Genomic DNA, 13,019 nt, shown 5'->3' on the forward strand with positions numbered 1-13,019 from the left:
GTGGACGCAGCCTAGCAAGGCCAGGCTGCGTCCGTCACGAGTGCCGGATCAGCAGCAGCCGTGGTCGCCGTGGCGGGTGCCGCTGTCGGCAGCCACCGGCGAGCCGCTGGTCTCGCCGCGCAGGCTGGCGGCGTAGTGCTCGCTGATCACCTTGGATACGCAGGCGGTGACCTTCTTGCCCATCGGGATGTGCAGGAACTCGTTCGGGCCATGCGCATTGGAGTGCGGGCCGAGCACGCCGGTGATCATGAACTGCGCGCCCGGGAACTTCTCGCCCAGCATGCCCATGAACGGGATCGAGCCGCCTTCGCCCATGTACATCGCCGGCTTGCCGAAGAAGGCCTGGCTTGCGTCGTCGATGGCCTGGGTCAGCCACGGCGCCATCGCCGGGGCATTCCAGCCGGTGGAGGCCTTTTCCAGGTCCAGGGTGACCTGCGCGCCGTTCGGCGGGTCGCGCAGCAGTGCTTCCTTCAGCAGCTCGCCGCAGGTCTTGCCATCGGCGGTCGGCGGCAGGCGCAGCGACAGCTTCACCGAGGTCTGCGGACGCAGCACGTTGCCGGCCGATTCCAGCGGCGGCATGCCACCGACGCCGGTGACCGACAGCGCCGGGCGCCAGGTGCGGTTGAGCACCAGCTCGGTCAGGTCCTCGTTCATGGGGCGCAGGCCGTCGACCATCGGGAACTTCTCGAAGATCTCGGTATCCACCACTTCGGCGGCACGCTTGGCCTGTTCCAGGCGCTCGGCCGGGATCTCCACGTTCATGCCGTCGATCAGGATGCGGCCGGTGTCCTGGTCCTCGATGCGCGAAAGGATCTGGCGCAGCAGGCGGAAGCTGGACGGGATCACGCCGGAGGCATCGCCGGAATGCACGCCTTCGTTGAGCACCTTCACGGTGAAATTGCCGCCGGTCAGGCCGCGCAGCGAGGTGGTGCACCACAGCTGGTCGTAGTTGGCGCAGCCCGAATCCAGGCAGACCACCAGCGACGGCTTGCCGATGCGGTCGGCCAGGTGGTCGACGTAGGCCGGCAGGTCGTAGCTGCCGGACTCTTCACACGCTTCGATCAGCACCACGCAGCGGGCGTGCGGCAGGCCCTGGGCCTGCAGTGCCAGTACCGCAGCCAGCGAGCCGAAGATCGCGTAGCCGTCGTCCGCACCGCCGCGGCCATACAGCTTGTCGCCGCGCAGGACCGGGGTCCACGGGCCGAGGTCGTCGTCCCAGCCGGTCATTTCCGGCTGCTTGTCCAGGTGGCCATAGAGCAGGATGGTGTCGTCGCCGGTTTCGGCGCCGGTAGCCGGAATTTCCAGGAAGATCAGTGGGGTACGGCCTTCCAGGCGCACCACTTCAACCTTCAGGCCGGGCAGCTGCTGGGCCTTGGCCCAGTTCTCCATCAGGGTGACCGCCTGTTCCATGTAGCCGTTCTGCACCCAATTGGCGTCGAACATCGGCGACTTGTTGGGAATGCGGATGTAGTCGACCAACTGCGGGACGATTTCGCTGTCCCACTTGTCATTGACGAATTGGCCGAGCTTGGCGCTGTCCATCTGAAACTCCGGTTGCATGGGCTGATCCGGCCATTCTACGCCTGTGCCGCGGGTAGGGTTTTTCCTACATCACGTCGGGTATTTGGCTGGCTTACGGAAATCCGGGAAACCGATAGGCTGTGCACATGTGGTGACGGACACTGTTCCTGCCGACGGGATTGCCGGTCGGGGCGGCCAGAATCACAGGGAGATACACGTCGTGCCTTGGTTTGTCGTGTTGAGGGCGCTGGTGCTGGTAGTGGGGATCGCTGGGGCGCATGCCGCCGAACCGATCGACATCAACCGCGCCGATGCCCAGGCGCTGCAGCAGGGATTGACGATGGTCGGAGCCGCCAAGGCCGAGGCGATCGTCGAGCACCGGCGCAGACACGGCCCGTTTCATCGCGTCGAGGACCTGACGCAGGTGAAGGGGATAGGGAAAGCGATCGTCGAACGGAATCGACAGCGGATCACCGTAGGCAACAGGTTGTTGCCGGCGGATCCGGTACCCGGATCGGTACCGGTGCGGACCGTACCCAGGCGCTGACAGCAGGAATCGTCGGAACCGGCAGGAGGCTGGTTCACCGGTCACGGACAGGAAGGCCGTGACCACCGACCGCCGCAGGACGCGGCACCAATCACCAGGATGGTGGCATCACAGACCTGTGGAAGGGGCTGAGATACAAACAGGACAGACGCGGCCGCGTGCAGGATGCAACGCTACCCCCACAGCGCAGGATGCGAGGGGGCGGCAGCAGGCCGACAAGGACGTAACGATTGCCCGGTACGACACATGGCTGTGTCGCCGGGCAATTTCATTTCCGGCGCCTGGTTTTGCCGCGGCCACCACGGGCCGATGGTGTACGGTGGCCGCTCCGCATGGAAAGGACCCCGCTGGATGCTTGTGCACCGTCCCACGACCCTGATGCTCGCCCTGGCACTGACCCTGCCACTGCTGGCCCATGCCGCTGCGCCGACGCCGACAGCCAAGCCTGCGGCCGAAGCCAGCACCGCTGAAGTGCGCGGACCGACCGACCTGAAGCCGGGCGAGTACCTGTGGCATCCGGAAATCTCACCGACCGGCCCGATCGTGCTGGTGGTCAGCCTCGATGAGCAGCGCGCCTACGTGTACCGCAACGGCATCGCCATCGGCCTGACCACGATCAGCTCGGGCAAGGCCGGGCACGAGACGCCGACCGGCGTGTTCACCATCCTGCAGAAGGACAAGGACCACAGGTCCAACCTCTACAACAGCGCGCCGATGCCCTACATGCAGCGGCTGACCTGGGATGGCATCGCCCTGCATGGCGGCAGCCTGCCCGGGCATCCGGCCTCGCATGGCTGCGTGCGCCTGCCGCAGGCGTTCGCGCAGAAGCTGTTCAGCGAAACCCAGCGCGGCGATACGGTGGTGGTGGCCGACGCCAAGAGTTCGCCGATGACCCTGGCCTATCCTTCGGTGCTGGCACCGGTCAACGCGCGCGGCCAGGCTTTGCCGGAAACCGAGGGCGGGGCCCCGGCGCAGGCCTGGTGGGACGACAGCGCAGCCCCGGCCGGGCAGGTCGGCATCCTGGTCAGCCTGCATGACCAGCGCCTGTACGTGCTGCGCGACGGCGTGATGATCGGCGAGTCGCCGCTGAAGGCCGACGCCCTGCCCGCATTCCAGGGCACCACGCTGTTCGTGATGGGGCAGGGCTACAGCGATACGCCCAGCCCGCTGGACGTGAACCAGCGCCTGCACCAGTGGACGGCCTATCCGCTGCTGGGCCAGGATCGTGCCCAGGCCACCCCGGACCTGCTGGCCACGCCCTCGTTGCCAATGGCGCTGCCGGCCGATTTTGCCCGCCAGCTGTACCAGGTGCTGGTGCCGGGCACGACCCTGCTGGTGACCTCGTTGCCGGCGGTCCGCCCAAGCCCGGCTGAATCCGGAATGCAGCCGGTCTTGGAATCCGAGCCGCCAGGGTCCACCCTCAAGGGCAACTGAGTCCCCTCGTTGTGCCCATGACTGCATCCCGCCTGTGCCGGCTGGCCGCGTTCGGCCTGCTGGCGACCTCGGCCAGCGCCCCGGCGCTGGCACAGACGCCCGCCCTTGCCACCAGCGCTGATGATCTGGCTGCCTTGCTGTCGCGCAGTGCGCCCAAGGCTGACCGCCACGTGTTGCAGCTGGCGGCGCACGCCATGCGCTGTGCGTTGCAGCGTCCGGAGCTGGGCATCAACGGTGATCGTCTCAGCGTGATCGATTATTCGCGGCCGTCCACCGAGCCGCGCCTGTGGGTGTTCGACCTGGCCCACCAGCGCCTGCTGTTCGAGGAATGGGTGGCGCATGGCCGCAACAGCGGCGAGAACCGCACCCAGCACTTCTCCAACCGCGATGGGAGTTTCATGTCCAGCCTCGGCGCGTTCACCGCGCAGGAGACCTACATGGGCGGTAATGGATATTCGCTGCGCCTGGCCGGGCTGGAGCCGGGCTTCAACGACCGTGCGCGCGAACGCGCGATCGTCATCCACGGTGCGCCGTACGTGAACCCGGCCACCGCGCAGCTGCAGGGGCGCTTGGGTCGCAGCCTGGGTTGCCCGGCGGTGCGCCTTTCGGTGGCCAAGCCGCTGATCGATGCGTTGCGTGGCGGCACGATGGTGTTTGCTTACTACCCTGACCAGGATTGGCTGAAGCACTCGCAGCTGCTGGCCGGCGGATGCGGTGGCCAGGGCACGCTCGCTACGCGGTGATGCATGATGGCGCGTGGCGTGATGCAATGCGCCGATGAACGTCGACTCCCTGTTGCACACTCCGAGCCAGGTCATTTCCAGCCTGGACTATCGTCGCGAACGCTGGCGGAATGGACTTGGCTGGACCCGCGAGATCCTGCGCCTGCCCGCAGAGGGTGATGACTGGGCGCTGCGCCTGTCGGTGGCCGAGATCGAGCAGGACGCTGCGTTCTCCACCTTCCCCGGCGTGGAGCGAGAACTGGTGCTGCTGCAGGGCAATGGCGTGCGCCTGCGTTTCGAGGATGGCCGCGTGGCCCAGGTGCTGCCGCCGCACGGGCGGGTGCGCTTTGCCGGTGAAGAAGCGCTGCACGGTGAACTGGTCGATGGCACCACCCACGACTTCAACCTGATGTGGAAGCGCGAGCTGCTGCAGGCCGAACTGCTGCACCGGCCGCTGGTGGGGTCGATGTTCTTCTTCTGCGAACCGGGCGTTGCGTGGGCGCTGCATCTGCTGGCCGGACAGGCGCAGTTCGGTGCCGATAGTGGCCTGCCGGCGCTGCAGGCGGGAGACACCGCGTGGTTGGCGGCGGGCGAGAGGCAACGGCATGCGCTCAGCGGTGGTGGCGAGTTGTTGGCGATACGGGTGAGCGCGGCGGGGGCATGATTCCTGGGCGCCGGTGGGCGCCATCCACGCATGGCGTGGATCTACTGCCGTGCGGTTGCCACCATGCCTGGACACGCCGTCATGGTGCGGCTGTGGTTGGGGTCAGAGCCCTTTCCTGCGGAAAGGGAACCGACCCCGATGGTTCGTTCAATACACATCGCGCCGGTAACGACCGGCCAGCAGCAGCGCTTCCCTGCCTGCGGTACCCAGCACCCGCTCGATCACTGCATCCACGCCCGGGGCCATGCCCTGCAGGCTGCCGCAGACCAGGATCGTCGCGCCTTCATCGACCCACTGCCGCAGCGTCGCCGCTTCGGCCTGCAGCCGGTCCTGCACATAGCGATGCGCGCCGCCGTCGCGGCTGAACACTGCATCCAGCCGTGCCAGCGTGCCGCTGGCCAGCATCGCCTGCAGTTCTTCGCCGAAATGGAAGTCGTGCGCGGCGGTGCGCTCGCCGAACAGCAGCCAGGTGCGGCGCGCGCCGCGCTGGGCACGTTCGTGCAGGTGCGCGCGCAGGCCGGCGATGCCGGTGCCGTTGCCGATCAGCAGCAGCGGTACATCGGTGGGCACGCCATGGAAATTGTCGTTGCGGCGCAGCCGCAGTTGCACCGGTTCGCCGATGGGCGCGTGGTCGCACAGCCAGCCGCTGCCGATGCCGGGTGTACCGTCGGCGCGCAGTCGGCGGCGCACCAGCAGCTCCACCGCGCCGTCGGCCATCACCGAGGCGATCGAGTACTCGCGATGCGGCAGCGGTTGCAGGGTTGCCAGCAGTGCGGGCAGATCACCCGGAGGAACCAGCGAGGGCAGATGCGAGCGCTCGATACGGGCCAGCAACGCCTGCCCGTCATCCAGCTTGGTGTCTGCATTGAAGCCCTGTGCATCGAGCCAGGCGCGCGCGCTGTGGCGTGGGTGCTGCGGGCCGATCTCGGCGATGTCGCCGGCCTGCCACTGCACATCGACGCCAGGCGGTGGCTGCAGGCGCACCCGGTACACCGGGCCGCCTGGGCTGCCCGGATTCAGATGCTGGCGTTGCAGCAACGTCCACGGCTGATACTCGGCCGGGCTCCAGTCAGGCAGTTCAGTGGCGCCTCCGCCAAGTTGTCCCAGCAGCTGCTGCCAATGTCGCAGCGCCGCCGGATCGGCATTGTCGACCTCGATCGCATCGAACAGCGGGTGCGCGCCGTGCTGGCGCAGCCACTGGTCCAGCTGGTGGCCGAATCCGCAGAAGTGGCCATAGCTGCGGTCGCCCAGCGCTAGCACGCCGTACTGCAGATGCTGCAACGGAGGCGGCGCGGCCATCACCCCGCGCAGGAACGGCAGGGCGTGGTCGGGCGGATCGCCTTCGCCGGTGGTGCTGGCAATGAACAGCGCGCGCTGGCTGTCGGCCAGCAATGCGGCGTCGACCTCATGCAGCCCGCGCACACGCACCGGCACGCCGGCACCACGCAGGGCCTCGGCACTGCGTTCGGCCAGTTCGCGGGCAAAGCCGGTCTGGCTGGACCAGACCAGCAGGAGCGTTGCGGTATCGGCGGACGCCGCATCATCGCGCGGACGAGTGCGCCACCACAGGGCTGCGCAGGCCAGCGCGTACAGCGCGGTGGCGATGATGGCGATCTGCGATTGCCGTGCCGGCGGTGCGCCCTGCCACCAGGCTTCGCCGAGGTGCAGGCGCAGCAGCGCACAGGCGATCAGCGCCAGTACGATCAGTACAAGTGTGTTGCCGAGCCACGCACGCGATGGCCGAGTGCTCATGCGTCCTGCCCGTCGAGCAGACGCTGGAAGGCGCTGCTGAGAAATTCCTGCGGGCCGTCTGCGGTGCGTTGCAGGTAGCGCGCGGCCAGTCCTTCGCGCTCGGCCAGCGCCATGCCCTGTTCGCGACCCAGCACGGTCAGTGCGGTAGCCCAGGCATCGGCGTGCATGGCGTCGTCGGCCACGACGGTGACCGCTGCGGCGACCTGCTGCACCGGCCTGCCCGTACGCGGGTCGAGGCTGTGGCTGTAGGCCTCGCCATCGGCCTGGTACTGGTGCCAGCGATCGCCCGAAGTGGCCACCGCCTTGCCGTCCAGCGCCAGCACCCGTGGCGGGGTTTCGGTGTGCACATCCTCTTCCGGTGCGGATTCCACCAGCACGCGCCACGGTTGGCCGTCCGGTTTGCGGCCGTAGCCGGCCAGTTCGCCGCCGACTTCGATCAATGCTGCAGCGATGCCTTGCGCGCGCAGCCAAGCGGCGACGTGATCGACGCCGAAGCCCTTGGCGATCGCAGAGAGATCCAGTTCCAGCCGGCCCGGTTGCAGCAGCGCATCATCCTGCCACTGCAGGCGCTGCCAACCGCAACGCTCACGGGTGGCCTGCAGGGTAGCGGCGTCGGGCTGGCGGCGTTCACCGGCCTGTGCACCGAAGCCCCACAGTGCAACCAGCGGACCGATGGTGGGATCGAAGGCGCCGTCACTGGCGGCAGCGATGGCCTGTGCGCAGGTCACAACGTGGCGGGTCTCCGCCGGCAGCACGCACCATTGGCCAGCGTCGGCGCGGTTGTAGCGGCTCAGATCCGAGCCGGGCTCCCAGGTGCTCATCTGCGCGACCACGTCGTCCAACCGCGCCTGGATGCCGGCGTGCAGCGGGTGCAGGTCGCGCTGGCGCGACGCGACCAGCGACACGCTCCAGGTGGTGCCCATGGTGGTGCCACCGAGGCGGGCGATGTCGAGATGGGAATCGGTCATGGTGATGCGTTGCGGTGGCGATGCCGGGGAATGCCCGGCATCGCGGTCCACATTACTGCGGCAGCACTTCCAGCGTGGCGACGTAGCTCAGGCGGCGCTTGGCGGCCTGCTTCACCGACGTCTTGTTGTCCTCGGTGCCGGTCTCCAGCCAGTACATGCCGGCTTCCGGCCAGGTCACCTTGATCTCGCCCTTGGCATCGCTGGTCAGCTTCAGCTCGTCCTGCGCGTTGCGGTAGCGGGTGGCGCCACGCACGATCTCGAACTGCAGGCCGGCGGTCGGCTTGCCATCGACCAGCACGCGGAAGGTGGCTTCCTCGCCGGCGAACAGGTCATTCGGGTGGCCGACGGCGACCAGCTCGATGCCACGGTTGGTCGGCTTCAGCGCGGTGTCGTTCGGCGCACCGTTGGTGACAAAGGTCTCCACGCGGCCGATCGACTGGCTCACTTCCAGCTTCTTCGCGTCCTTCGGCAGTTCACCGAAGGTAGCCACGCTGCCGCGCCAGCGCTTGCGCTCGCCGTTCTGCTCGTACGTGGCGAACAGGCCGTCATTGACCGACGCGATGCGGTAAGTGCCCGACTGCTTCAGTTCGATGTCGAACACGCTGCGGTACTTGCCGGTCGACGCGTTCTGCGGCTGCACGGTGCTGCCGTCCGGCGCGGTGATCACCAGCGATTCCAGGCGCAGCGGCACGTGGTTGAAGTAGAACAGATCGTTGGAGACCGCACCGTCGACGGTGATCCACGGCGCGTTGCCGGCGATCACGGTCTGCGAGGGCAGCAGCCAGGCCTTGTGGGCCAGGGCGGAGAAGGGAAGGGCAGCGGCCAGGGCGGCGGCGAGGACGAGCGTGCGCTTCATGCGGAAGACTCCAGTTGGAAGGGGTCGGATCCCTTTCCAGCGGAAAGGGCTCTGACCCCGAGGGATAGGGCGATGGGGTCAGAGCCCTTCCTGCGGAAGGGATCCGACCCCGGCTCAGGCAGTTATGGTTTGACGGCGAGGGTGACCTGGCCCAGTTCGGTGGCGCCCTGCGCCTTGCCGTTCTGCGCGGCGGTGGCCGGCCAGGTGAAGGGGATCTTCAGCAGTTCGCGGCCACCGACTTCGCGCACCGCTTCCACCACCAGGGTGTAGTTGCCCGGGGCCAGTTGCTTCAGTGCCGGCTGCCTGTCGTTGAACGACAGCGCGTGCTTGCCGGCCGGGCGGGTCGGGCCGGTCACGCCGTCCACCGGCACCTGCAGGGTGCGGCCGCTCTTGCGCCACCACTGGCGCAGGTCGGGCAGCCACTTGGTGCCGTGGCCTTCGCTGTTGCTGGTCTGCTGGTACCAGACCGACAGGTTGGCCGCGACCTTCTGGTCGGCGCCTTCCAGCCACACCGCCACGTACGGGCGGTGGTACTCGGCCACGTTGAGCTTGGGCACTTCGACGTTGATGTCGAGGGTGGTGGCGTACGCCGGCGAGGTGGCCAGCAGGCCGCTGAGGGCGATGGTCAGGGTGACGCGCATGGGGCGGCTCCGGAAACGAAGGAAAGTCAGTGGATCAGCAGCAGGGCGATCAGCAGCGGAATCATCAGGCCGAGGCCGACCAGCGGCCAGGTCATGCGCCGCTGGCGTGCATGCAGGTGCAGCAGGAACAGGCCGGTGATGCAGAACACCAGGCAGGCCACGGCGAACAGGTCCAGGAACCAGCCCCACGCCGGGCCCGCGTTGCGGCCCTTGTGCAGGTCGTTGAGGTAGGACACCGCGCCGCGCGAGGTTGATTCGTACTCCACCGCGCCGGTCCCGCGATCGATGCTCAGCCAGGCGTCGCCGCCGGGGCGCGGCAGCGACAGGTAGATCTCCTCGGCCGACCACTCTGCCGGGCGCCCGCCGATGGCGATGCCCAGCTGCGTGTCCAGCCAGTGCCGGGCCGGGCGCGGAATCGGTGCATTGCCGTTTTCGCGCGTGCCGAGCTGGCCGAGCAGATCGGCCGGCAGTTCCAGATGCTGGTTCTGCACCTGGGGTTTGGCTTCGATCTTCGCGGCGTGGTTGAGGGTCAGGCCGGTCACCGCGAACAGCAGCATGCCGATCAGGCACACCGCCGAGCTGATCCAGTGCCACTGGTGCAGCGTCCGCAGCCAGAAGCCACGGTTCTGTTGCTGCGCCACGGTGGAAGAGGCAGGACGGCTCACGGCACGGTTCGAGGCGGACGGGGACTGCCCATTACATCATTGATGAGAATAGCTCGCAATTGCGTGTCGTTCTGTATCGCTGGAGGGCGATTGCCGGCCAGCGGCCGGCACTACCGATCGGTAGATCCACGCCACGCGTGGATGAAGCGGTGCCGACCAAGGTCGGCACCCACCGGGGCCGGGCGCGGCGATCAGAACTTCGCGTTCAACGAGATCCAGTAGCTGCGGCGCTGGTCCTTGGTCGCGTAGTCGTCCACGCAGTTGAACTCGCTCTGGCTGATCAGCAGGCACGACTGCGAAACGAAGTCCTTGTCGAACAGGTTGTTGACCCGTGCGTTCACCGTCAGCCATGGCGTGGCCTTCCAGCTGCCACCGAGATGGAAGATGGTGTAGTCCTGGTAGTAGCGGGTGTGGCTGGCGCCGTTGGCGTCCAGCAGCGTGTCGCGGTAGCGGTCGTAGCGGCCTTCGCCGATCAGCGACAGGCTGATCGCTTCGTTGACCTGCCAGTTGAGGCTGGCATTGGCCATGTGCCTGGCCGGCATCGTGCCGCTGATCGGCAGGCCCTTCTGCGCGCCGCTGGTCTGCTCGCTCCTGGTCCAGGTGTAGTTGCCGCGCAGCTGCAGGGTGTCGAGCAGGTCGACATGCGCGGCCAGTTCGGCACCGCGGGTCTCGGCCTTGTCGATGTTCACGCTCTGGGTGAACGTGCTGTAGCCCAGTGCCGCCCAGCCCGGGCCGATGTCCACGCAGTAGCCGCTGCCGGCGCGGGCTACTTCGCAGTTCGCAAAGGTGCCGCCGCTGGCGATCTTGTCTTCGAACGTGTTGAAGAAGCCGGTGACGTTGAAGCCCCAGCGCTGGCCTTCGTAGTAAGCGGCCAGCTCGTAGTTGGTGCTGGTTTCCGGCTTGAGGTTCGGCGAACCGACCAGTGGCAGCACGCCCTGGCCACCGAAGCCGGTGATGCCCGGGAACAGCTGGTCCGGACGCGGGGTCTTGTAGCCGGTGCTGACGCCGCCCTTGAAGGTCCACGCATCGCTGGCATTCCACACCAAGTAGCCACGCGGACTGACATGGCTGCCGAATACGTTGTGGTCGTCGTAGCGCAGGCCGAAGGTGGAGGTGAGGGTGTCGGTCAGCGCCCAGTTGTCCTCGGCGAACAGCGCCCACATGCGGTGCGTCTGCTTGACGTTGCTGCGGTAGCCGGCGCCATCCATGCCGAACACACCGTCGACCATGTCAGTGTCGTTGTACTGGCCGCCCACGGTCAGCGTGTGCGCGCCGAAGTCCAGGTCGAGCATCGTGTCGAGCACGTAGCCTTCCAGTTCCATGGTGCGCAGCGGGCGCGGCAGGAACGCCTGCAGGCGCGCCATCTCGCTCGGGTTGAGGGCAGCCAGGGCGTTGCCGCGGCCGGCCGCACAGTTGTTGGCAGCACCGGTGCGGCGGCAGACGTCATTCCATAGCGTCTGCAGGTTGGCGCGCTCTTCCAGGGTCAGCGGCAGCGAACGGCCCAGGTTGCTGCTCTTGCTGTGGGTCAGCGAGGTCTGCCAGGTACCGAAGCTGTAGCGGCCCTGATGGGTCAGCGACAACTGGTCGCGTTCGTAGCGCTGGTAGGCGGTGTAGCCCACGCGCGGCTGCACCACGCGACGGGTGACGGTACCGCTGCCGTTCGGGTTGGGAATGACGGCATTGCCGACGCGCCACAGGCTGGCCAGGCTGTCGAGGGTGCCGGTCTGGCCTTCGCTGTTGTCGAACTTCTGCCGCGACACGTCGTAGTCCAGCCACAGTTCGTGATCGTCGTTGATGCGGACGTCCAACCGCACGCCGCTGTTCCAGTTGGTGTTGGCCACCGACTTGCCACCACCGCCGAAGCCGATGCTGCGCTCCCACAGGGTGCCGTCGGGCAGGGACAACGCATCCCATTCCGGGTTGGAAGCCTTCGCGTCGTAGTAGCTGCCGCGTACTGCCAGGCTGAGGCGCTCCTTCAGCAAAGGGCCGCTGAGGTAGAGGTCGGTGGTGCGTGCATCGCCGAACTGGTCGTCCTGCTGCACGGTGAAGCCCTGGCTGACCGAACCGTGCCAGCTGTCCTGGTTTCGGCGGGTGATGATGTTGATGACACCGCCCATCGCGTCCGAACCGTACAGCGTGGACATCGGCCCGCGCACGACTTCGATGCGTTCGATCGCATCCAGCGGGGGCAGGTAGGCGAACTGGCCGCCACCGAAGTTGTTCGGATAGATCTGGCCGACATTGCTCTGGCGGCGGCCGTCGATCAGCACCAGGGTGTACTCGGACGGCAGGCCGCGCATCGACACGGTGGCGCGGCCGTTCTTGTCGGTCGCTTCCAGGCCGACGTCGATGCCTTCGACGTCGCGCAGCGCATCGACCAGGCTGGTGTACGGGCGCTTGCTCAGTTCCTCGCGGCTGACCACGCTGATGCTGGCCGGGGCATCGATCACCTTCTGCTCGAAGCCGGCGGCGGTGACCACCACCTTGTCCAGCGTCTGCGGCGCGCCTGCGGCGTCACCGTGGGCGAAGGCGGGGCTGGCGCAAGCCGCCAGCACGGCGCTGGTCAGCAGGGTACGGGACAGGGACGAACGGACACGATGGCGCTGGGCCATGGCAGTTACCTCGAAGGATGCAGGGTGGCGCGGTGCCGTGCGCGAAGGGCGCGGCAGGCACGGAAGGGCCGGTCAGGGGCGGCAGGGATGAAGCAGGCAGCGGCGTGCAGGCGCGACCGCGCAGGCGGTCACGTCGGGCCGTGGATCAGGCGAGCGGCGGCGCCTGGCCGCGTTGCTGACGGCGCCCGGGCGCATCGGCCCAGGGCGTGTCCGGAGCGGCCAGCGGCCAGTCCGGGCGCACGCCGGGCATGGCCGGCATGGCGGGTACGAGGTCGAGCTCAGTGCGCAGCCAGTGGCTGGCCAGCAGCAACGGCGGGCGTGCCTTCTCGGCCGACTTCACCGGAGCGGAGGCGCCGCGGCGCAGCTTGGCCGGCGCCTCTTCCTGCAGGGGTGTTTCGCCGCCACGTTCTTCCAGTGGCATCTGCACGGCCATTCCGGCCTGGGCCTGTGGCAGCAGCGGCAGGGTGCCCAGCAGCAACGCCAGCATCGCCACCCACGCCAGCAGGCTGGCCAGCGCGGGACGATGGCCGCGCATGGCGGTGCCCATCTTGCGATGGACGAGTGGGCGAGGGCGAAGCGGGCGAAGCAAGCGGGGGTCCCCTGGGGCTGCCGGCAGCGGCGGGCATCAACGGGGCGT

At 67.9% G+C, this 13,019-nt stretch carries 12 protein-coding genes; 4 read left to right on the plus strand and 8 right to left on the minus strand.

What is annotated here, in order from left to right; translation table 11 throughout:
* Window positions 1-48: 48 nt before the first annotated feature.
* A complete protein-coding gene (locus AC5P8R_RS10375; RefSeq protein WP_032957377.1) occupies window positions 49-1,542 on the minus strand; it encodes a M20 family metallopeptidase in 1,494 nt (497 codons plus the stop codon).
* 199 nt (window positions 1,543-1,741) lie between these two features.
* On the opposite strand from AC5P8R_RS10375, the gene AC5P8R_RS10380 reads away from it, so the two are divergent.
* From AC5P8R_RS10380 to AC5P8R_RS10395, 4 genes are all read left to right on the plus strand, one after another.
* Window positions 1,742-2,068 carry a ComEA family DNA-binding protein gene (locus AC5P8R_RS10380; RefSeq protein WP_014036262.1) on the plus strand — a complete coding sequence of 109 codons (327 nt, stop codon included), beginning with the start codon at window positions 1,742-1,744 and terminating at the stop codon, window positions 2,066-2,068.
* A 351-nt stretch (window positions 2,069-2,419) separates the two neighbouring features.
* Window positions 2,420-3,502 (plus strand): L,D-transpeptidase, encoded by a 1,083-nt coding sequence (locus tag AC5P8R_RS10385; protein WP_046429332.1) that lies wholly within the window; start codon window positions 2,420-2,422, stop codon window positions 3,500-3,502.
* A gap of 17 nt (window positions 3,503-3,519) precedes the next feature.
* Window positions 3,520-4,245: a murein L,D-transpeptidase catalytic domain family protein gene (locus tag AC5P8R_RS10390; protein WP_032957373.1), complete on the plus strand. Its 726-nt coding sequence runs from the start codon at window positions 3,520-3,522 to the stop codon at window positions 4,243-4,245.
* A gap of 34 nt (window positions 4,246-4,279) precedes the next feature.
* Entirely contained in the window at window positions 4,280-4,888 is a 609-nt protein-coding gene (locus tag AC5P8R_RS10395) for a HutD/Ves family protein (RefSeq protein ID WP_014646254.1), read from the plus strand.
* Window positions 4,889-5,035: 147 nt separating this feature from the next.
* Here AC5P8R_RS10395 and AC5P8R_RS10400 read toward each other — a convergent pair whose 3' ends face one another.
* The 7 genes from AC5P8R_RS10400 to AC5P8R_RS10430 all read right to left on the minus strand — a co-directional run bounded on the left by AC5P8R_RS10400 (window position 5,036) and on the right by AC5P8R_RS10430 (window position 12,929).
* Entirely contained in the window at window positions 5,036-6,640 is a 1,605-nt protein-coding gene (locus AC5P8R_RS10400; RefSeq protein WP_495223358.1) for a sulfite reductase subunit alpha, read from the minus strand.
* Window positions 6,637-7,608, minus strand: a complete 972-nt coding sequence (locus AC5P8R_RS10405; RefSeq protein ID WP_481440953.1) for an FAD:protein FMN transferase — start codon at window positions 7,606-7,608, stop codon at window positions 6,637-6,639. Before AC5P8R_RS10405 ends, AC5P8R_RS10400 begins: the two co-directional genes overlap by 4 nt.
* Window positions 7,609-7,660: 52 nt before the next feature.
* Entirely contained in the window at window positions 7,661-8,464 is an 804-nt protein-coding gene (locus AC5P8R_RS10410; RefSeq protein WP_049405594.1) for a DUF4198 domain-containing protein, read from the minus strand.
* 122 nt (window positions 8,465-8,586) lie between these two features.
* Window positions 8,587-9,105, minus strand: a complete 519-nt coding sequence (locus AC5P8R_RS10415; protein WP_005408420.1) for a DUF2271 domain-containing protein — start codon at window positions 9,103-9,105, stop codon at window positions 8,587-8,589.
* A gap of 26 nt (window positions 9,106-9,131) precedes the next feature.
* Window positions 9,132-9,770: a PepSY-associated TM helix domain-containing protein gene (locus tag AC5P8R_RS10420; RefSeq protein WP_014646258.1), complete on the minus strand. Its 639-nt coding sequence runs from the start codon at window positions 9,768-9,770 to the stop codon at window positions 9,132-9,134.
* A gap of 191 nt (window positions 9,771-9,961) precedes the next feature.
* On the minus strand, window positions 9,962-12,382 hold the full coding sequence (locus AC5P8R_RS10425) for a TonB-dependent receptor domain-containing protein (RefSeq protein ID WP_495223360.1): 2,421 nt from the start codon (window positions 12,380-12,382) through the stop codon (window positions 9,962-9,964).
* 145 nt (window positions 12,383-12,527) lie between these two features.
* Entirely contained in the window at window positions 12,528-12,929 is a 402-nt protein-coding gene (locus AC5P8R_RS10430; protein ID WP_495223361.1) for a hypothetical protein, read from the minus strand.
* Between the last annotated feature and the right edge of the window lie 90 nt (window positions 12,930-13,019).

The sequence above is a fragment of the Stenotrophomonas sp. YJH_SMC_73 genome (assembly GCF_059370155.1).

What these genes read in the sequence shown, in the direction of transcription:
- AC5P8R_RS10390 (WP_032957373.1), top strand. Translation starts at nt 3,520, where the DNA reads ATGACTGCATCCCGCCTGTGCCGGCTGGCCGCGTTCGGCCTGCTGGCG.
- AC5P8R_RS10395 (WP_014646254.1), top strand. Translation starts at nt 4,280, where the DNA reads ATGAACGTCGACTCCCTGTTGCACACTCCGAGCCAGGTCATTTCCAGC.
- AC5P8R_RS10385 (WP_046429332.1), top strand. Translation starts at nt 2,420, where the DNA reads ATGCTTGTGCACCGTCCCACGACCCTGATGCTCGCCCTGGCACTGACC.
- AC5P8R_RS10400 (WP_495223358.1), bottom strand. Translation starts at nt 6,640, where the DNA reads ATGAGCACTCGGCCATCGCGTGCGTGGCTCGGCAACACACTTGTACTG.
- AC5P8R_RS10415 (WP_005408420.1), bottom strand. Translation starts at nt 9,105, where the DNA reads ATGCGCGTCACCCTGACCATCGCCCTCAGCGGCCTGCTGGCCACCTCG.
- AC5P8R_RS10425 (WP_495223360.1), bottom strand. Translation starts at nt 12,382, where the DNA reads ATGGCCCAGCGCCATCGTGTCCGTTCGTCCCTGTCCCGTACCCTGCTG.
- AC5P8R_RS10375 (WP_032957377.1), bottom strand. Translation starts at nt 1,542, where the DNA reads ATGGACAGCGCCAAGCTCGGCCAATTCGTCAATGACAAGTGGGACAGC.
- AC5P8R_RS10430 (WP_495223361.1), bottom strand. Translation starts at nt 12,929, where the DNA reads ATGGGCACCGCCATGCGCGGCCATCGTCCCGCGCTGGCCAGCCTGCTG.
- AC5P8R_RS10410 (WP_049405594.1), bottom strand. Translation starts at nt 8,464, where the DNA reads ATGAAGCGCACGCTCGTCCTCGCCGCCGCCCTGGCCGCTGCCCTTCCC.
- AC5P8R_RS10405 (WP_481440953.1), bottom strand. Translation starts at nt 7,608, where the DNA reads ATGACCGATTCCCATCTCGACATCGCCCGCCTCGGTGGCACCACCATG.